The following is a 20,124-nucleotide window of genomic DNA, read 5'->3' on the forward strand; positions in this document are numbered from 1 at the left end:
GCATCAATAGATTAAGGTGATAAATCCTGAAAACTGGTATGAATTCCCTTCAAAATCCATTGTGGCCAATTCATAGAAATAGGTGCCTCGCGACAGTCCTGTTCCGCTCCAGTCATTTTGATAGTTCTCTGTCGAGAAGACCGTCTTGCCCATTCTGTCAAAGACTACCAGCTGATTGCTGGCAAAAAGCTCGTTCAACTGCTCTATCCTCCAGGATTCATTGATACCATCACCATTAGGCGTAAATACATTGGGAATCCTTAGCTCAGATTGATTGATCGTAAATACCAATTCATTATTCGAATAGTCCGGATCTGGCGTATCTGAATACACATGGAAGAAGTTTTCGACCAAACCATCCTCAGTGGCTTTCAGCTCGAGGATCAATTCCAAGGTATCTCCCGGACTGATCTCCTCGATGCCCCATGTCAAATACTTATTGGATGAATCATAAGAGATGTCACCTACTTCCGAGGAAGCCCCTTCATAGCCGACCAAATCAGAGAAATAATGATCGACTGCCAATGGTCCGGAACTGACAGAACCAGTATTGACTACATGAATCTTGACCTGGTATTCTTTTCCTTTCAGTACCATCTTAGGCGCACTTTCCAGGTAAATGATCAGATCTGGTGAAAGTATTTCCTTGATTGCCACGGGATCAGTCTGATCACTTACGGCAGGGAAATTTTCGCCCCTAACTGAGGCAAAATTGATCAAGCTTCCCTGCTCACCCAGCACGTCAAAACTCAACGTAAAGCTCACAGATTGACCTGCTGCCAATTCTTCCAAGTACCAGGTGACTTTGGAACTTTGGACTTCTGCTCCAGGAGAAGCACTGGTCAATACCAATTCTTGAGGGAACACATCCTCTATCACCAAATCATAAGCAGGAGACTCACCGGTATTGGTTACGGTGATCTGGTATTCTATGGACTCTCCTGGAGAGATTTCCCCATTGACGCTCTGAGTTTTTTGAATACTGACACCCGTTTGTGCTACTCCATCGACCAAAACTTCTACTGTATTTGAAGATTTCACTTGTTCTGGATCATCGACCAATTTGCCTTCCGCTACATTCGAAATCACTTGAGCGACAGGAGCATCTAGGGATACTTCTGCCAATAAATTCAGTTGAATACTCGCTCCGGATTCCAAGTTCTCGATAATCCAAGTCACTTCATTTTCACCGAGCAGTTGTCCATTGTGGCTGGCTGAAATGAATGTCAAAAATTCATTCAATGGATCACTGACAGTGAGTTGACCTGTGCTTTGATCCGAATCATTTTGGATCGTGATCGTGTAAGTAATCTGCCCCCCAGGCAAGACGGTGCTCACATCTGCATTTTTCGAAATAGAGAAGTTGATTGATTCTTGTTGGCATGTAGTTACATCTACCACCACTGGTACTCTCTCAGAACTGCAGCCAGAGAATAGATCCACTTTTTCGGCAAAGTAAGTTTTGGATTCCAGCAAGGCTGACATCGCGAGTGGCTCTGAAGCATCCTCACTTTCATAATAGTTGAGTTGCTCTTCCTCTCCTACACCTTGTACTACTACTTGTGCCAAAGTAGCTTCGTCTTCCGCACAAAACTCCTGAGTAAACAGTGAAAATACAGGAGGCTCTACGGACCTAACTACTATCTGCCAAACAGCTGCTTCACCAGGCAGATTTTCATCGATGCCGCTGCCTTTAATGGTGACAAAAATCTGGGTATCTCCCAAAATCTGGATCTTGTCATCCTCGATTTTCTGCGTCAACTGCTCATCCAAATAGAAGGTGAAAATCGGGTTGGTGACCGTGGTACTGGAAGCTGTCAAGTCTAGGATTTCTCCCAAACAAACCTCCAATTCAGTCACTTGAATATCCGATGCTTTGGCAGTAGGCACATCTCCTTCTACGATGGTCAAAGTGGCTGTCAGAGTTAGATTTTGATAATTCTCCCCACCATCCAACTTGGCTGTCGCAGTCTGCGATCCTATTTCAGTTCTTGTATTGTTTTCATAGGTGACAGTCACTCCAGCAGGCAGATTTCCGGATAGTTGAATGGATTTCTCAGTGCCATCATAAGTGAAAGTCGCGTCAGTGAAAGTAATTCCTTCAATCGGAAGTTTTTCTCCCGGCTCTTGTTCGCAGGTTTTCAGCACCGCTGTGATCGGCACTCGAGCCGAACCACAGCCTTTCACGGCATCATAGACCTCTGCATAATAAGTTTTGTTTTCCAATGGCGTATTCCAAGCCAAAGGCTCGGTGCTTTCCAAACTTGCATAATATTCCATCGAAGCACCAGGAGTGATCGGCTCGACGACAAAGTCATCCAAGGTCGGCGTATTTTCGGAGCAAAATTCTTGGCTTGACTCTAAGAAAACAGGTGCTTCGACCAGGTTTACTTTGATATCAATAATCGCCGCCTCTCCAGGTAGATTTTCATTGACTCCATCTCCCTTGACTGTGACATAAACTTGGGTGTCTTGGAATACTTCAATTTCCGAGCTTTCTATCATTTGGGTCAAATCTGCGTCAAGGTAGAAAGTGAAAACCGGATTGGCCACGGTAGTCGAACTGGCTTCCAGCGGAACTATCTCTCCAGCGCAGATTTCCCAACTTTCCACCTGAATATCCGATGTAGTGGCGTTAGGGGCTTCTCCTTCCACGATGGTTAGGGTAGCTGTCAGGGTCAAATCTTCATAGTTTTCCCCTCCATCCAAATAGGCTGTCGTAGTCTGTGATCCAACCTCCGTTCGGGTATTGTCTTCGTAGGTGACAGTCACTCCATCAGGAAGATCACCACTAATTTTGATCGTTTTCAGCGTGCCATCATAGGTAAAAGTCGCGTCTTCGAAAGTGATGCCTGTGATGAGGTCCTTGCAATCCGCCGCCTCTAAATCACCTACAAACTTCCACCTGTACTCATCAATCAGCTTTTGGCGAGCTGCTTTTCCCGCACAGAAAGTCAACCCCTCTGCTCCGACCACTACATCCCATTGTACATTTTGAGCGGCCCAACCGATCAGGGTGGCATCATAGTTTTCTTGAGACATTCCCGATCCATCAAAGATACCTTCCATGGATATCGCTTTGGAAATGTTCCAATTGGCAAGGGATTGGTCAAAAGATGTTGCATTTTCAAAAACATTGTTGAGATATTGAAGGTTCTCAAAATCCCAGTTGCCAATAGGTTGATTAAATAAATCAGTTTCTGCAAACATGTAGGAGATATTGTTGACAGAAGACATGTCCCATCTGGAAATATCCTGGTTAAAAATATCTGCAGAATAGAACATATGAGAAACATTAAGAGCGTTGCTCATGTCCCATTGGTCAATTTTGCCATTGAATGATTCAGCATTATAAAACATCTGTTCAAAATTCTCAATGGTGGACACATTCCAACTATTTAGATCCGGTGTGGTCAATCCCGCCGACAGGAATGCAGCAATGGTAGTAAATGCCTCACTTAGGTCTGGCGAGTCAGTGGCAGAAATTTCCAAGTTTCCGGTTTCGTAAAATGCCTGCGACATATCCAGCCATTTCATGCTTCCCCACTGCTTTACTTCCATGAGCTTAGCCTTGTTCTCCGTGGAGGAGATATAAAACCATGTTTTTGGGAATTGGCCAGTGATGGAAACAGTATATCTTCCTGGGTTGAAATAGCGATGAGCCGCTCGTCCCGTGAGCCCTTCTTCTACGGTGCCATCCCCCCAATCAACTGTGTAGTTATAAGCAAAATTTGGGTCTGCGGTGGGGATATAAATTCCTTCGGTTAAGCCCGTAGTCTCCCAAATTGTGACAAAAGCTCCTGGATCTATATCTTGACACTCTTCAGCCAGCTTGTCCCCCACAAAGGTCCATCCGTACTCGTCGATCAACTTTTGCCTGGCAGCTTTGCCTTCACAGAAAGTCAATCCCTCTGCCCCTACGGTCACATTTCGCTGTACTTCTTGTGTCGCCCAGCCTATCAGGGTCGCGTCGTAATTGGCTTGGGACAGAGAAGATCCGCTAAAAATATCCGTCATGTCGGTGACATTACTGATGTCCCAGGAGCCGATATTTTGATTGAGATTGGAATTCTGAAACATCCCACTCATATTCTCAATCGAAGAAACATCCCAACTGGAAAAATCACTAGAAAATCTCGTCCCATTGAACATGTCTTTCGTAGAAGTGACCTTAGAAAGGTTGGGAGAATCAGTTCCACTAAAATTCAAATTAAACTGATCAACTGGACTATGTGCAGGCGTAATTCCTTTGAATAATCCCTCGACACTTTCCCATTCAATGTCACCCCATTGGTGGATTGCCGAAATAATAAATGGATTAGAAGAATTCCAGCTACTCAAGTCCAAAGACTTCATGCCTCTGGAAATGGCAATGGAAACGTCAGAACAACAATAAAAATATCCATTCAACAAGTCGGAATTCTCTTCAAAATACTCCACTCTATCCCCTGTCCAATAGTTAGGATCCTGTCCATAGATATAAGCATCCCAATTGGCAAAAAAATCATCCCCATAAGGACCGATATAAATAGCTCCTCCTCCTTCTCCATCATTGGTGTCATAAGCTGCATATCGATTATATACATAACTAAGAATGAAAGGCTCTCCAAGCTCACTGGTATCGACACAATCATCCGCCAACTGATCACCCACAAAAGTCCACCCATACTCATCGATCAATTTCTGTCTGGCGGCTTTTCCTTCGCAGAAAGTAAGTCCATCTGCCCCTACAGTGACATTTCGTTGAACTTCTTGAGCTGCCCAGCCGATCAAGGTGGCGTCGTAATTGGCTTGGGACATACCCGAACCATTAAAAATCCGATCCATTTTAGTGACTTTGGAAATGTCCCAATCCGCTAAAGATTTGTCAAATGAAACCGCATTTTCAAATGCTCCATAGAGATATTCTACTTTCCCTGTATTCCATTTGCCTATAGGCTGATTAAATGAACTTGCTCCTTTAAAAATCTGAGACATATTAACTACCATTGAAACATCCCAGTTTGAAATATCCCTATTAAAGTTTTCTGCTCCATAAAACATAAAATGAATTTCCTTAGCTAGAGACATGTTCCAACTACCCAGGTCTCCATTGAACAATTTTGCTCCTTCAAATAACCTTGAAAAAAATTGGATCTTTGATACATCCCAATTATTTAGGTCAGAGTTAATCGTTGCTGCTTCTGAAAATGTTCCAATGAGCCCATTGACCAACATACTAAGGTCAGGGGTGTCCTTGGCTCGAATCTCTAAATTTTCGCATTTATAGAAAGCCCACAATATTTCCCTCCACTGGATATCTCCCCATTGTTCTATCGATAAAATCTTTAATTGATTGTTTTCTGTGGACATGTCCATTCTAAGCCCTGGAAAAACTCCAGAAATCGAAACAGTATAAACACCTGGATTTAAATACCTATGGGTTGCATCTCCTCTCAATCCTGATTCCTGGGAACCGTCTCCCCAATCAATCGAGTAGTTGTAAGAAAAACCAGATTTAGTAGTTGGAATTATTATTTCTTCATTAGAAGAGGTAGTGACCCATTTAGTTACAAAAGCCTTTGTTTTATCTTCCTGACACTCTTCAGCCAGCTTGTCCCCCACAAAAGTCCACCCATACTCATCGATCAACTTCTGCCTGGCGACTTTTCCTTCGCAGAAAGTTAATCCCTCCGCACCAACGGTGACATTTCGCTGTACATTTTGGGTAGCCCAGCCGATCAACGTCGCATCGTAATTTTGGGGAGATAGCGTAGATCCACTGAATATGTCAGCCATATCTGTGATCGTACTGATATCCCAATCTCCAAGATTCTCATCAAACTGGGCATCTTTAAACATTCCAGCCAAGGAACTGACCTGGCTCAAGTCCGGCGAATCAACTTGTGACAGATTAAAACGGACTTGAGTTCCGTTAAACATATCCTCCATGCTCTTCCATTGGATATCACCCCACTGAACTATCCTCAGGAATTTATTCCCACTTATTGCACCGGGGACGAGAGAAATACTTTCCAATCCACCTGCAATAGAGATAGTATAATTGCCTGGATCGGAGTACAGCCAACCCTCTCTGCCAATTGCGTCCCAATACATTGTACTACCATCTCCATACTCTATGGTGATATTTTTAGCATCTAAATCGAACTCAACGATGGTTCCTCTCTCAGCCACGTTCCATTCCATCTGAAATGGCTTGTGCTGAGCAAAAGCTCGATTGATGAGAGAAAATCCTAAATTGAGGATTAAAATCAACACCAGAAACCTGAAAACTAGAATTGGACTTACTTTCATATTTTAAGTTATTGCGTCTCTTTGACCTATAGTTTTATATTTCAGACTTATTACCTGACGAAAATCCGCCTTTTCCAACACTCACTAAAATTCCCTTGGAATGGATCCGAAGACAATCTCCATTTAGTTTTTGGCAGTTGCCAATTAGAATCCGGCACAAAAACTCCTACTCAACCGTTTCCAATCATGTAGAAATAATAGGCTCCTTAGGCCATCAAAACCTAGGTAAGTTTTTTTCAAAAGTATCCCACAAGGGCAAAAAAAAATACCCCCATAAATGGGGATATTTCTGGAATTTGAGCATACTAAATTCTATATCAGCCCGTTTTTTATACAAAATGCCACCAATTGAGCGGTGTTTTTACAAGCTGACTTGTACAGCATATTTTTCCGATGAGAGACAATAGTTTCTTCCGAAACAAAAAGCTGATCACTGATCTCCTTTGTAGTCATCCCTTCACCAATCAAGATGATGATCTCTCGCTCACGTTTGGTAAACTTGACGCCCGGATCCCCCTTTTCCTTACCATATCTCTCGGGAAAAACCTCAATCACAAAATTACTATTCTCAGCCGTAATATCTGAAATGGATAGTTTATAAGAATTGGAATCTGTGATATGGGATATATCCACATGAATTCCCATCACCTTCTCCAAGGCTCCCTCCTCATTAGTAGCCAGAGTCACAGTTTGCATTAAGAAAAGTTTGTATGTACCATCCTGAGTCCTTTCCCGGATAGCATAGCTGAATTTATAATTCAGGATATCTTGCGCCGTCAAATTCGCCTTGATAAACTTGGCCACATGGTCTTCACTCGCATACACAAAAGGCATATCCTCGGGATGAAATACATTGAGCAAGCTAGATAAATGGGTACCGGTCAAATCAACACCTATTATTTCTTGAGCTGAAGCGGAACAATAATCAAATGTCAATGAAGCAGAGTCCATCACATAATAATAATAAGGTCCTGGAGTGAAAATTGACCCCAAAACACCTTCAAACTTAGGAATAGGGATCCTGTCTGATCGACTGGCAAGATATCCCTGATGTCCCTTATATAATTCTAGAATGTCTATAGGTTTCTTCATTTGAAAAATAACTTGGTCGCAATTGGATACAGCTTTAAAATAAACTAATTAAAGGAATTAAACTGGATTTTATTCCAAAAAACTAATGACGTTTTATCTTTAAGAACAACAACAAAAACACAACTAATTAATAATCAAATAAATAACCCCAACCTATTTTCTTTAACCAGAAGAGCAAATGCTTGAGTTTATAAAGAAAAACAGGCTCGATTTCAACACGATATTAGATTTTAAAGACTCAAATTAAAGATCTCGGAAAAATTCACAAATGCAATCTGAAGGTAATTTAGGAATCTCTGTCCTTTTGACGACCACAAATTTAATTTGAGCAAGATGAGCAGCCCAACAATAAGAGCAGTACCTATATAGACCAGAATATTGACAGTCTTTTGATTTTTTTATCTATCAGAAAACCGTGAATCCCCTTGTTTCTAAATCAAAGGCAACACCATCCTCAAAGCCGGATTTCGGTTCTCCGCTTTCCAAATGGCCGAAAGTTCTGTGTGCTGAGCTATATTCGGAATCTCCATAAAACGTACATTCAGCTCATATCCTTCTTTGAGAGAAGTAGGCACGATCGCTACACCCATCCCGTTTTCAACCAATCTAAAAATCGTCAGCGCATGGACAGATTTATGTCTGATCTTAGGAGCAAAACCCGCATCTCTACAAATCCCAATGATCTGCTCGTAATAGAGGTTGCTATAATCAGAAGAGAACAAGACAAAAGACTCGTCCCTAAACTGATTCACTGAGAGAAAACCCTTGGCTTCAATTGGGTGGTCTTTTGGCACGACAAGAGAAAAAGTATCCCTAAGCACAACCTTCATTTCCAACTCACTTGGCACAGAAGCCAACCGGACAAATCCCAAATCCAGTTTATCCTTTTCGATCATTTCCACTTGAACCGAATTGCTCAATTCCTCCAAACTCGTACTGATCAAGGGCTGCTGAGCATTCAATCTCGCTAGCAAATCAGGTAAAATCTGGTTAGATGCCGATCCTAAAAAACCTATCCTCAATTCGCCTATTTTTCCTGCCGCGATTAACTTCAGCTGATTTCCCGTCAGCTCAAGATGATTAAGGATAAAATCCACTTCGCCTTTCAGGTAAGCTCCCGCCACTGTCAATTCCACGTGCTTCTGATCCCGCTCAAAAAGCTTCACTTTCAATATCTCCTCCAGCTGCCTGATCTGCCTACTCAATCCAGGTTGCGAAATAAACAAACGGCCCGCGGCTTTTCGGAAATTTAACTCCTCCGCCACTGCCTTGAAATAATTCAGATGTCTTAACTCCATGATATCTTAAAGGTATCATATCATGACAAAATTGATATCAAAAATTATCATTAATGTTAGATATCTTTGCCAAGACCCTAGAATATTTACCCAAATAGCAATGGAAACCTTCAACTACGGAATAGATCACCTAACAGTGGGAAAAGCTATAAAGCTGGTGCGCAAAGAGATCAAAGGGATTTTGAATCCTGAAACCCGGAAAAAGGCAGAAGCTTCAGCCCAAGCGGTAGCCAACATCGCCAAAGGAGAAAAGGCTGTCTATGGTATCAATACAGGTTTTGGACCGCTTTGTACCAGTAAAATCTCAGCAGCTGATACGCAGACTTTACAGGAAAATTTATTGAAAAGCCATGCTGTTGGTTTGGGAGAACCCGTTCCCTTGGAGATTTCCAAGCTGATGCTCGTATTGAAACTCCAGGCTTTGACCCAGGGGTTTTCGGGAATCAGGCTGGAAACCTTAGACCGAATGCTATGGATGCTGGAAAATGAGGTAATTCCCGTGGTTCCTATTCAAGGTTCAGTGGGTGCATCCGGGGATTTGGCTCCACTCTCTCATTTATTTCTGCCTTTGTTAGGTTTGGGAAAAGTGCATTTTGAAGGTACGATCCAAGCTACATCTTCCGTCTATGAAAAGCTGGAAATGACGGCACTTTCCCTTGGCCCAAAGGAAGGTTTGGCACTGATCAACGGTACCCAGTTTATGGCTGCGTATGGTGTGAAAGTCGTGGACCGCTTACATAATCTGCTTGTCCACGCGGACATTACCGGAGCCATGATGATCGAAGGCCTGATGGGTTCGATCAAGCCTTTTTCCGCGGAATTACATCAACTAAGGCCTTTCCCCGGAAATAAGCATGTGGCACAGACTATTTTAAATTTATTGAACGGATCCGAAATCGTCAATTCCCATTTGAATTGTGCACGGGTGCAGGATCCTTACTCTCTGCGATGCATGCCACAGGTTCATGGGGCATCCAGAAATGCCTGGCTTCACCTGAAAGAGGCCATCGAAACGGAGATCAATTCCGTGACGGATAATCCAGTTGTTTTCAGCGAAGACCACACCATCTCTGGAGGCAGTTTTCATGGACAGCCTATCGCGTTGCCATTGGATTATGCCTGCCTTGCGGCTTCTGAATTGGGGAATATTTCTGACAGGAGAATCTATCTTTCCCTCGAAGGAGACACCCCGGGAGTTCCCAAATTATTACTGAAAGAGACGGGACTAAACTCAGGACTGATGATCCCCCAGTACACCACTGCTGCTTTGGCTTCTGAGAATAAAGGGCTTTGTTTTCCTGCCTCGGCTGACAGTATTCCCACCTCCTTGGGACAAGAAGATCATGTAAGCATGGGGTCGATTGGTGCGAGAAAAGCGTTGCGGGTTATTGAAAATGTGGAGAAAATCCTGGGTATAGAGTTGTTTTATGCTGCCCAAGCGATGGATTTCCATGCGCCACTCAAGTCTGGCAAGGTGATGACAGCAATCCACGAACATGTGCGAAAAAGCATCACGCCCGTCATTAATGACCGAGTGATGACCGAGGATATGGAAGCTGCAATAGAAATGATCCAAAGTGGCGAATTGATTGATCTTGCAAACCAAACAGCGAAAGCAGAAGGATTGCCGTTTGAAACAGAGTGGAGTAAAATGTTTGACTATTAAAATTGCCTGCGGAGAAGTATAATTACCCGCAGATTCCCGCAGAAAAAGACGCAGATAGGCGCAGATAGGCGCAGATCATTTGCTGAAATCCGCTAAAAAATCAGCGAAAAGCTGCGGAAAAACCTGAGAGAAATCCTAAAAAAACATGAAATTAATCGGACCAATTACCCAGCTTCTAACTCTTGATAAACTACCACTCAAAGGAGCTTTGAAAGACGAACAACTCGAAATCCTTGCAAATGCAGGAATTTTGGTCGAGGAAAATAAGATTCTGGAGATTGGCGATTACGCCGGTTTACTGACAAAAGCCAATGAGTTGCAGGCGGAAGTAATTCAATTGGAAGGAGATTTTGTCGCGCTGCCGGGATGGATCGATTGCCACACGCATATATGCTTCGGAGGAAGTAGGGCAAAAGATTTTGCCATGCGGAATGCGGGGAAATCCTATTTGGAAATCGCAAAAGCAGGTGGTGGAATCTGGGATACGGTCTCCCAAACCAGAAATCTCAGTCAAGAAGAACTTACCGCGAGAACAGTCATAAATTCGAATCGACACTTGAGCGAAGGAGTAACTACCATTGAGGTAAAAAGCGGCTATGGATTGGACATACGCGAGGAACTAAAAATGCTTAGGGCGATAAAAAAAGCGAACTCAAATACCAAAGCTGATCTGATTCCCACCTGCCTTGCAGCCCATATGAAGCCCAGGGATTTTGAGGGCTCAAAAGAAGAATATCTTCAGGAAATAGTCGAGCAGTTATTCCCTATCCTCAAATCAGATAACCTCACTAATAGGATCGATTCATTTATAGAGCAAAGTGCTTTTTCACCTGATGAGATTAACGGCTATTACCAAAAAGCTAAAGAATCAGGTTTTGACCTCACCGTTCATGCCGATCAATTCACTACGGGAGGATCCGAAGTGGCGGTAAAATTCAGTGCCAAATCGGCTGATCATCTGGAAGCTTCCACTGAGAAAGAAATAGCCCTTTTGGCAAAGTCAGATACGGTAGCAGTTGCACTTCCGGGCGCTTCTATTGGAGTGGGCTGTGCATTTACTCCAGCTAGAAAAATCCTAGATCAGGGTGGCTCGTTGGCCATAGCGAGTGATTGGAACCCCGGATCCGCTCCTATGGGAGACTTGCTGGCACAAGCTTCTATTTTGGCAACATTCGAAAAACTAAGCACTGCCGAAGTATTCTCAGGTCTTACTTTCCGGGCAGCAGCAACTTTGGGATTGGAAGATCGGGGGAAGTTAAAAGCAGGACTTCTGGCTGATTTCAATGTTTTCCCTACTTCTGACTATAGAGAAATTTTGTATCAGCAAGGGAAACTTAAGCCAACCCAGGTCTGGAAAAATGGCATGAAGATTCAAGACTTCAGAACCAAGAACCAAAAGATTTGGCATTCCAAATGAAAAAAGTTTGAGTTTAAAGTAGAGGATTGAAGTACAGTTCAAATTCGTAAATCGCACATCGTAATTCGTAAATTCAATGGTTTTTCAAGAGCAAATATCCCAAGGCATACCTAATATTCTTCCAGCAAAAAAAGAGAGAAATCCTTCCCTTAGCCACGCTCCCAAAAGAAAAGACATTCTTTCCTCAGAAGAAAAAAAACTGGCATTACGGAATGCCCTACGCTATTTTCCGACAGATTGGCATGCGGAGTTGGCTAATGAGTTTTTAACTGAACTGAGCGAATTTGGGAGAATCTACATGTACCGGTTCATGCCTGAGTATGAAATGTATGCCCGGCCGATACAAGAATATCCGGCAAAGTGTAGGCAAGCAGCGGCCATCATGCTGATGATTCAAAACAATTTGGACCCTGCTGTAGCCCAGCATCCTGCGGAACTTATTACTTACGGTGGCAATGGAGCTGTTTTCCAAAACTGGGCGCAGTACCTTTTGGTGATGAAATACCTAGCAGAGATGAGCGAAGAGCAGACTTTACATATTTATTCCGGGCACCCTATGGGGCTTTTTCCCTCCTCCAAAGCAGCGCCGAGAGTCGTCGTAACCAATGGTATGATGATCCCGAATTACTCCAAATCTGATGATTGGGAGAAATTCAACGCACTTGGAGTAACACAATATGGACAGATGACCGCAGGTTCATTTATGTACATTGGCCCTCAGGGGATTGTACATGGAACTACGATTACTGTGATGAATGCTTTTAGAAAAAAACTGGCAGTAGGGGAAACTCCCGCAGGAAAAATATTTTTGACAGCAGGCTTGGGCGGAATGAGCGGAGCACAGCCAAAAGCAGGAAATATCGCAGGATGCATCACTATCTGTGCAGAGGTCAATCCAGCAGCAGCCAGAAAAAGACATGAACAAGGCTGGGTGGACGAATTGATCGAAAATTTGGATGAGCTGGTTATGCGTACCCAGCTTGCCAAGCGAAATAAGGAAATAGTTTCTTTGGCTTTTATAGGTAACGTCGTGGATGTCTGGGAGCGATTTGATAAAGAGGAGATTTTTGTCGAATTGGGATCTGATCAGACCTCGCTTCACAATCCTTGGGCCGGAGGATATTATCCAGTCGGCCTCTCATTCGAAGAGTCAAATCGCTTGATGGCTGAAAACCCTGGATTATTCAAAGAAAAAGTCCAGGAAACGCTCAGGAGACATGCCTCTTCTATTAACAAACATGCAGCAAAAGGAACTTACTTTTTCGATTATGGAAATGCCTTTTTACTGGAAGCATCCCGGGCAGGAGCTGAAGTCATGGCAGAAAACAGCATTGACTTCAGATATCCATCCTATGTGCAGGACATTCTGGGACCAATGTGCTTTGATTATGGATTTGGCCCATTCAGATGGGTGTGCACTTCCGGAAAGGCTGAGGATTTGAGGAAATCCGATCAGCTAGCTGCGAAAGTTCTGAAAGAAATCATGCTGAATTCCCCTGCTTCCATACAGCAGCAAATGCAGGATAACATTACTTGGATACAGGAAGCGGATAAAAACAGACTTGTGGTGGGTTCACAAGCAAGGATTCTCTACGCCGATGCCGAAGGACGGGTGAAGATAGCCAAAGCTTTCAACGACGCCATTCTTTCAGGGGAAATCTCCGCTCCGATTGTGTTGGGCCGTGATCATCATGACGTCAGCGGCACAGATTCGCCCTTCCGGGAAACCAGCAATATCTACGACGGCAGCAAATTCACGGCAGATATGGCGATCCACAATGTGATCGGAGATAGCTTTCGAGGAGCCACGTGGGTTTCTATTCACAATGGAGGCGGGGTTGGCTGGGGAGAGGTGATGAATGGTGGTTTCGGGATGCTGCTTGACGGAAGCGAAAAAGCCGAAAGAAAACTAAAGTCCATGCTATTTTATGATGTAAACAATGGAATTGCAAGACGTGCCTGGGCCAGAAACTCAGGATCTTTGGAGGCTATAAAGCGGGAGATGGATAGAAGTCCGGGGTTGAAAGTCACTTTACCAAATCTGGTGGATGATGAAATTCTAAAATCTGTTTTAGGGTAACACATTCCAAAAGCGGGAATTAAAAAAGTGGAGAAGAAAGGTAATCTGCACAACACACTACAATAACTAATCCTGTTTCTGGAGAAGCAGGATATCTGTAAACTGTGTCCTCCGTGTAAATCTCTGTGTCCACTGCGGTTTACGCAAAAAATAGCTCATAAAACCTCCTCCAGATCCAATTCAAAACCAGCAATTACGCTTGATGTTATTTTGTCTCCAGAAGTAAAAAGCCGGGAGGGCTGAAATTTTCCGTCTACTAACGTATAAATCAATACTGTGCATTCAGACGGATGAATTACCCAGTATTCCCTCACTCCAAATTCCTGATACAGCTCATACTTATTCTGAAGTTCCACCCGGCTATTTCCCGGCGAAAGAATTTCAACAATCAAATCCGGAGCTCCCAAGCATCCCTTATCATCCAGCTTAGAAAGATCACAAATTACAGAGATGTCCGGTTGGACTACGGACTTCACTTTTTCATCTTTAGGATTTTCAGAAAACCTGACATCAAACGGTGCAGAATAGACTTTACAGGGGTGATTTTTAAGAAAATTGGCAAGTGTAACAAATAAATTACCGGAAACCTCCTGATGTCTGCGGTTCGGAGCAGCGGCTTTGGCAAATATTTTCCCTTTTATCAGTTCGACGATTTCCTCATAATCCCATTTGAGATAGTCAGCATAGGAATACCCTGCAAAGGAACCACTTGGCTCCTCAAAAGAATCCAGATTAATAGTTTCTTTTTGTGGAATTCTATATTCTTTCTTTTCCATCATGGTAAGGTTTTAAAGGACATCTTTTGAATATTACCCAAAAACAGAATACATTGTTTCTGATATCCATACTATCAAAGCGCAATTTTTAAGTTAGTACAAAATATTCCCAAACTCAATATGCTTCATCAAAATCCAAACCCTTCCCTATGGACAGGCAGGAAATCGGAAACACTTGAATACTGGCACCAAGCCGCAATTTCCGTTAAAGACCTCAAGCTCGACAACAATCAAAACTCTCCTAAAGTAGGTGTTCTAGGCTATGCTGGGGAAGAAGGTGTTAAAAGAAATCAAGGCAGATTAGGTACTGCGGAAGGACCAAATGCAATCAGGAAAAGCTTGGGAACACTGGCTTTTCACTTACCCGAGAAAAGCCGAATATTTGATTATGGGGATATATATACTGAAAACTCAGACTTGGAATCCAGTCATGGCCTGATTACAAAAACCGTTTTGGATTTATTGGAAACAAAGCATTTCCCAATACTTCTAGGCGGTGGACATGATCTGGCATTGGCCCATGGGAGAGGAGTCTATCAGTATTTAGATGCAAAAAACCAAAAACTGGGCATCATCAATATGGACGCACATTTTGATTTGCGCCCGACAATTGATGGGAAGGGTCATTCAGGATCCCCATTTCTTCAACTTGCCCAGGAAAACCCTGATGTTTTCCAATATTTATGCCTTGGGGTACAACGATCTGTAAATCCCAGGTCCCTTTTTGAAACGGCAGAAAAAGTCGGTGCAAAATGGATGGTCATGGAGGATTTCAGATTGAACAACTGGGAAGTCATCCAGGAAAAAATCCTCTGGTTTTTGGATTCCGTGGATAAAATATACCTGAGTGTGGATATGGATGGTTTTTCTTCAGCTTTTGCTCCCGGAGTCTCAGCTCCTTCCCCTATGGGTTTCAGACCAGAGTTCGCATTTAAGGTATTTGAATTGCTCGCATCCAGCAAAAAGCTGATTTCTATGGATGTAGTTGAGCTCAATCCCGCTTTCGACCACGATCATGCTACAGCTAGGCTGGCAGCTCGTTGTGCCGAATATGTGGCAAGGAAAGTTTTAGGGAAAACGGAGTAATCAAAATCTAAACTACTGAAGAACTGCATCATGAATTTAAAAAATTGGATCTCCATTCTTTTATTATCCTCCACGTTTATTTTCAGTTGCTCTTCAAGTGAGGAGGATACTGCATTTCCGACCGTTAAAATAACTGAACACATTATAGTTGATTTTGATGAAGCGATAGCATCTATCGAATTTATACCTCTGAAAAACCAAATAGATTCTCCCGAAAACCTTAACTGCAGCGTTTGGGATCTAAAAGTCACGGAGGAATATTTTGTCTATTCTACTATTTGCAACCCAGAAGCTAAAATCCATCTTTTTGACCTGTATGGAAATTATGTAAAAACGTTTGACAAAACCGGGGATGGCCCTGAAGAATACCAGGTCTTTCAAGGCGTGGATTTAAGTAAAGATACGCTTAGTATTTCCGTTGGAGCGGGAATTATTAAGCAATACCGTTTCCCGGAATTTGAATTTATAGGGCCAGTGTCCTTAAATGAAAATGATGCCTTCATCCCTAACTTCACTAAAATATCCAAAAACAAGTGGCTGACCTCCCCTATGTTTGATGGTAATCTGGATGAAAATGGTAAGTATGGGATCTTTAAGATTGAGAACAGCTCCACAGGAGAAATTACTGAACTGCCGCTTACTGCCACACCTTTAACCGCTGAAATGAGTGAGGGGGAGTTTTCAAGGATACGAGAAAACTCTTTCCTACTCAACTATGCTTTCTCAGACACACTGTACCTCTTGGAAAATGAAAAGACCACACCATTCTCCAGCTTGGATTTCGGAGAAAGAAAACCAAGCCCTGATGATCTGAAAATGGATGCAGATAGATTCGAGACTACGGTTACCAATCAGACCTTTGCGATCAACATCGGCAAAATCTGGCATACCGAAAACACCTCCAGGCTTAAAACCTTTGCCCTCTCCAAAAACCCAAACATGGATCTTTCCAATATGCGAACGTTCCCTGTCCATGAAGTTTTCATAGATCATGAAGAAAAAAAAGCAATTGCTTTTCCCTCTCTTGCCGGCTGGTCCAATGGAAAGGGGTTTGCAAAGGGCGGCTACTTCTATGATATTCTGAGGACTGATGATTGGATATATGCGCTGGAAAAAGGTCAATTTGGAAAATATGGAGAGAAACTAGAGAAGATTCTAGGAGAACTGCGGGACTTTGAAGACCCTGTTTTGATTAAATATCAAGTTAAAATAAATGATTAAGGAGTCTCTTCTCTAATTACTGGTAAGAGTGGAAATATAAATCCGGCAATTCTCACTATTTGGCTGATCTTCGTTAATTGTTAATATCACAAATACTTTAAACCTAAAACCTATAACCATGAAAAATCCTATTCTCGCTTTACTATTCACCGTTTGCATTTGCACAGCAACAGTGGAGGCACAGAATATCAAGCCTGCAGGTACAGTTGAACATATTTCCGAAGAACTTTCCGGCATCATTAAAAAGAATGCGAAAGTAGAAGTGATCGCTGAAGGATTCGGATTTACCGAAGGGCCTCTTTGGATAGAGAAAGAGAAGATGTTACTGCTCTCCGATATCCCCGCCAATACTGTCTATAAATGGACTGAGAAAGGTGGTAAAGAAGTATTCTTAAAACCGGGTGGTTACACAGGGGCTGTGGAGCGCGGTGGTTTTATGGGGCCAAATGGACTGCTTCTTTCCCCGGATGGAAAGCTTTGGATTTGCCAACATGGAGATAGACGAATCGCCGCAATGGACGCTTCTCTTCTGGATCCAAAACCTAAGTATAGCACAGTGGCAGGGACATACGATGGCAAAAAACTTAACAGCCCAAATGATCTGATTTTATCCAATAACGGCGACCTGTATTTTACGGATCCTTCTTATGGCTTTGAAAAAGGCCCAGGAGACCCATCCAAGGAAATTGATTTTCAGGGTGTTTACAAAATGGACCCTACGGGAAAAGTCATGCTTCTGCTGGATTCCATCGCCCAACCGAATGGCATCGCTATGATGCCTGATGAGAAAACGCTGATTGTTTCGAATTCTGATCCCATTAAAAAACAATGGTACGCTTATGATATCGCTGAAGATGGCTCAATAGTCAGTGGGCGGATATTCTATGACGCCAGCAATGAGCTCGAAAATGGATTATGTGATGGGTTAAAAATCGACAAAAAAGGAAATGTATTCGCCTCTGGACCTGGCGGTATCTGGATATTCAACAAGACCGGAAAGGTACTTGGGAAAATCAAGATAGATGGCACCACAGCGGCTAACTGTGCGCTCAGCACCGATGAAAAAACTCTTTATATAACTGCTGAAAAACATCTGCTTCGAATTAAAATGCGATAATACGATCAAAATCATGCATAATGAAAACACCTCCACAATTTTAGGGTTCGTGGAGGTGTTTTTTTCTATTGCTTATGGCTTGCTGAAAAAGTCTCAGGTATGCCAGTTTCAAGGCGGCCGAGTGAAGATGCATGCTTATACCTCGAATGAGGCCAATATAGAAGATGATATGCCTGAGACTAGCTCTAAAATCTCGATTTTGAGATTTTCTGATGCATGGATAAAGGCCTATCCCACTCAATAAGCTTGCACTTGCTTAAAAACCCTACATGATAAAAGGGTTAATCATTCAAAATGATAGCTTTTGATTTATTACTAACATTTTTCAGCACGCCCTACTTAGGCTGACCGCTACTCTTTAATTCGGGTCAAGGTCATTTCCCCACGCTCATTTTTCACCACGATCTCATTCTCGTTTACAAGTTCTCCGGAATTGTTTATCGTCATTTCATTGAATGAAATACTATAGGAGAATTTTTCGCCATCTACTTTACCCTCATTCAGTTTAGCTTCACCGAACTGCGTCTTCCAAGAGCCTGTTAAGATAGTGCCTTCCACTTTAAAGGTGTATTCTATTTCAATACTCCCATTAGGGGTCTCCCTAGTCCCTTTCCACTTGCCGTCAATAGGATTGCTCTGCCCAAAGGTGGCAAAGGCTGCCAATACTAATACTAAGGTCAATACATACTTCATAATTGTTAGGTTTAATTGTTAATTGATATTAAATAGGTTATTCATAAAATCTTGCTTGTCGAAGACAAGAATAGAGTAAAATGCAAAAGATAAATTTCTGAAGCGAAAACCACTTATTAGCGTTGATCATCTTCGCCCATGACATCATACCCTCTCCATTTGAACTCCTCAGCCAATTCAGAAGCAGCCGGCCAGGCAATCTGATGCTGTGGGCTGGCCACCCATTTCCTCCTGTTTTCTTCTGTATCAAATGAAATCTGGATCTGATAATTGAATGTAGTAGGTTCAGCCTCGATACTTTTAGCTACCTCATCCGGAAAAAGGCGTAACAGTTTAGAGCCAAGATACCCCTCCTGAACGGTCATTGCAGGGACATAAATTGAATGATACATTTTCTCAAAAGCTTCCGCATTTTCCTTCAATACCACAAAATCCATTTGCAATGCCATAGCTTTAGACTCGGTCCCTACCTTTTGGTAGTCCGAATTTTTATCTGCAGAAACTGCCACTCCAATAACCAACAATTCAAGATCACCATCTCCTGTATTTTCCAAGGAAATAGTCTCTCCCAAGAGCCCAAAAAATGCGTCATCAGCTTCCAAAGCCTTGCTTGTCCCCTCGATAGTTAAGGTTCCCGAACCTTTCATGACGTAGTAAACTTCTTCGATTCCTTCCAATTGTCGAGGTTCCATGGACTTCCCTGAATGGATTATCAGATGATCTACCTTATTCCAACTGGTACTAAAGACCTCCGGGCCAAATGCAGTACGGGCCAGCACGCCACTGCCAGAATAAGAATGATTCTCCTCCCGAAGTTTATTTTGATCAAATTGATAGGACACAAAAACAGGGATTTGATCCAGCTCTGCCTCCTCGCGGGTATCTCCGAGATCAAATGCATCCCCTTGAGCTTTTCTCTCCGACACGCCATAATTTAACCAGCGTAGCGGTTCTTCACCGGTATTGTAGATAGCATGCGAATCACCTAGTTTGCAAGGAACCGCAACGGGAGCTTTGAGCGTAGAAGTACGTCCATTGACTGTAAACTCCGCTTCTCCCTCGAGAAGAACATACATCTCCTCGATCGAATGATGAAAATGGTGGCCTATACCGGATTTGGCATGTATCGCGCCGGCATGTAGGTATAAAAAATTAGTTGAAAGATCATTGCGTCCTACTAATTGGGTAAAACCCATTTTACCTGCCCCTGCGTGAACAGCAGACAGCTCCCTGTACTTTGCTGGATCATTATGAACCGTCAGTTCACGATTAGCCGAATCCTGAGCCCATGAAGCCAGCGATAATAACGAGATAATTAGGATTAAAATACTTTTCATTTTATTTTAGGTTTAAAAGGTTGACCTGTGAAGGACGGAGCCATGCC

At 42.8% G+C, this 20,124-nt stretch carries 13 protein-coding genes; 7 read left to right on the forward strand and 6 right to left on the reverse strand.

Annotated features, from left to right (window positions below; genetic code table 11):
• Positions 1-3 precede the first annotated feature (3 nt).
• The 3 genes from LZF95_RS02945 to LZF95_RS02955 form a co-directional block, all read right to left on the reverse strand.
• On the reverse strand, positions 4-6,294 hold the full coding sequence (locus tag LZF95_RS02945; RefSeq protein WP_233753504.1) for a BspA family leucine-rich repeat surface protein: 6,291 nt from the start codon (positions 6,292-6,294) through the stop codon (positions 4-6).
• A 312-nt stretch (positions 6,295-6,606) separates the two neighbouring features.
• A complete protein-coding gene (locus LZF95_RS02950; RefSeq protein WP_233753505.1) occupies positions 6,607-7,386 on the reverse strand; it encodes a LuxR C-terminal-related transcriptional regulator in 780 nt (259 codons plus the stop codon).
• 431 nt (positions 7,387-7,817) lie between these two features.
• A complete protein-coding gene (locus LZF95_RS02955; RefSeq protein ID WP_233753506.1) occupies positions 7,818-8,684 on the reverse strand; it encodes a LysR family transcriptional regulator in 867 nt (288 codons plus the stop codon).
• Between the two features lie 100 nt (positions 8,685-8,784).
• On the opposite strand from LZF95_RS02955, the gene hutH reads away from it, so the two are divergent.
• From hutH to LZF95_RS02970, 3 genes are all read left to right on the forward strand, one after another.
• On the forward strand, positions 8,785-10,350 hold the full coding sequence (gene hutH / locus LZF95_RS02960) for a histidine ammonia-lyase (protein ID WP_233753507.1): 1,566 nt from the start codon (positions 8,785-8,787) through the stop codon (positions 10,348-10,350).
• Positions 10,351-10,495: 145 nt separating this feature from the next.
• Positions 10,496-11,767 (forward strand): imidazolonepropionase, encoded by a 1,272-nt coding sequence (gene hutI, locus LZF95_RS02965; protein WP_233753508.1) that lies wholly within the window; start codon positions 10,496-10,498, stop codon positions 11,765-11,767.
• A gap of 76 nt (positions 11,768-11,843) precedes the next feature.
• Positions 11,844-13,847, forward strand: a complete 2,004-nt coding sequence (locus tag LZF95_RS02970) for a urocanate hydratase (protein WP_233753509.1) — start codon at positions 11,844-11,846, stop codon at positions 13,845-13,847.
• Positions 13,848-14,002: 155 nt separating this feature from the next.
• On the opposite strand, the gene LZF95_RS02975 is transcribed toward LZF95_RS02970, so the two are convergent.
• Entirely contained in the window at positions 14,003-14,623 is a 621-nt protein-coding gene (locus LZF95_RS02975; protein WP_233753510.1) for a Uma2 family endonuclease, read from the reverse strand.
• A gap of 120 nt (positions 14,624-14,743) precedes the next feature.
• Between LZF95_RS02975 and hutG the strand changes: the two genes are divergently transcribed.
• The 4 genes from hutG (at position 14,744) to LZF95_RS02995 (ending at position 18,291) form a co-directional block, all read left to right on the forward strand.
• Positions 14,744-15,709 carry a formimidoylglutamase gene (gene hutG, locus LZF95_RS02980; RefSeq protein ID WP_233753511.1) on the forward strand — a complete coding sequence of 322 codons (966 nt, stop codon included), beginning with the start codon at positions 14,744-14,746 and terminating at the stop codon, positions 15,707-15,709.
• 30 nt (positions 15,710-15,739) lie between these two features.
• On the forward strand, positions 15,740-16,930 hold the full coding sequence (locus LZF95_RS02985) for a 6-bladed beta-propeller (RefSeq protein WP_233753512.1): 1,191 nt from the start codon (positions 15,740-15,742) through the stop codon (positions 16,928-16,930).
• A 118-nt stretch (positions 16,931-17,048) separates the two neighbouring features.
• A complete protein-coding gene (locus LZF95_RS02990; RefSeq protein WP_233753513.1) occupies positions 17,049-18,047 on the forward strand; it encodes an SMP-30/gluconolactonase/LRE family protein in 999 nt (332 codons plus the stop codon).
• A gap of 13 nt (positions 18,048-18,060) precedes the next feature.
• Positions 18,061-18,291, forward strand: coding sequence for a hypothetical protein (locus tag LZF95_RS02995; protein WP_233753514.1), 231 nt, complete (start codon positions 18,061-18,063; stop codon positions 18,289-18,291).
• A 107-nt stretch (positions 18,292-18,398) separates the two neighbouring features.
• On the opposite strand, the gene LZF95_RS03000 is transcribed toward LZF95_RS02995, so the two are convergent.
• Together LZF95_RS03000 and LZF95_RS03005 are read right to left on the reverse strand one after the other, a co-directional pair.
• On the reverse strand, positions 18,399-18,740 hold the full coding sequence (locus LZF95_RS03000) for a hypothetical protein (RefSeq protein ID WP_233753515.1): 342 nt from the start codon (positions 18,738-18,740) through the stop codon (positions 18,399-18,401).
• A 116-nt stretch (positions 18,741-18,856) separates the two neighbouring features.
• On the reverse strand, positions 18,857-20,077 hold the full coding sequence (locus tag LZF95_RS03005) for a cupin domain-containing protein (protein ID WP_233753516.1): 1,221 nt from the start codon (positions 20,075-20,077) through the stop codon (positions 18,857-18,859).
• Positions 20,078-20,124: the final 47 nt, after the last annotated feature.

The sequence above is a fragment of the Algoriphagus sp. AGSA1 genome, assembly GCF_021390545.1.
Taxonomy (GTDB): Bacteria; Bacteroidota; Bacteroidia; order Cytophagales; family Cyclobacteriaceae; genus Algoriphagus.

Bases quoted from the DNA above. Each gene is read 5' to 3' on its own strand.
- LZF95_RS03000 (WP_233753515.1), bottom strand. From the start codon at position 18,740: ATGAAGTATGTATTGACCTTAGTATTAGTATTGGCAGCCTTTGCCACC.
- LZF95_RS02945 (WP_233753504.1), bottom strand. From the start codon at position 6,294: ATGAAAGTAAGTCCAATTCTAGTTTTCAGGTTTCTGGTGTTGATTTTA.
- LZF95_RS02970 (WP_233753509.1), top strand. From the start codon at position 11,844: ATGGTTTTTCAAGAGCAAATATCCCAAGGCATACCTAATATTCTTCCA.
- LZF95_RS02975 (WP_233753510.1), bottom strand. From the start codon at position 14,623: ATGGAAAAGAAAGAATATAGAATTCCACAAAAAGAAACTATTAATCTG.
- LZF95_RS02955 (WP_233753506.1), bottom strand. From the start codon at position 8,684: ATGGAGTTAAGACATCTGAATTATTTCAAGGCAGTGGCGGAGGAGTTA.
- LZF95_RS02990 (WP_233753513.1), top strand. From the start codon at position 17,049: ATGAAAAATCCTATTCTCGCTTTACTATTCACCGTTTGCATTTGCACA.
- hutI (WP_233753508.1), top strand. From the start codon at position 10,496: ATGAAATTAATCGGACCAATTACCCAGCTTCTAACTCTTGATAAACTA.
- LZF95_RS02985 (WP_233753512.1), top strand. From the start codon at position 15,740: ATGAATTTAAAAAATTGGATCTCCATTCTTTTATTATCCTCCACGTTT.
- LZF95_RS03005 (WP_233753516.1), bottom strand. From the start codon at position 20,077: ATGAAAAGTATTTTAATCCTAATTATCTCGTTATTATCGCTGGCTTCA.
- LZF95_RS02950 (WP_233753505.1), bottom strand. From the start codon at position 7,386: ATGAAGAAACCTATAGACATTCTAGAATTATATAAGGGACATCAGGGA.
- hutG (WP_233753511.1), top strand. From the start codon at position 14,744: ATGCTTCATCAAAATCCAAACCCTTCCCTATGGACAGGCAGGAAATCG.
- LZF95_RS02995 (WP_233753514.1), top strand. From the start codon at position 18,061: ATGCATAATGAAAACACCTCCACAATTTTAGGGTTCGTGGAGGTGTTT.
- hutH (WP_233753507.1), top strand. From the start codon at position 8,785: ATGGAAACCTTCAACTACGGAATAGATCACCTAACAGTGGGAAAAGCT.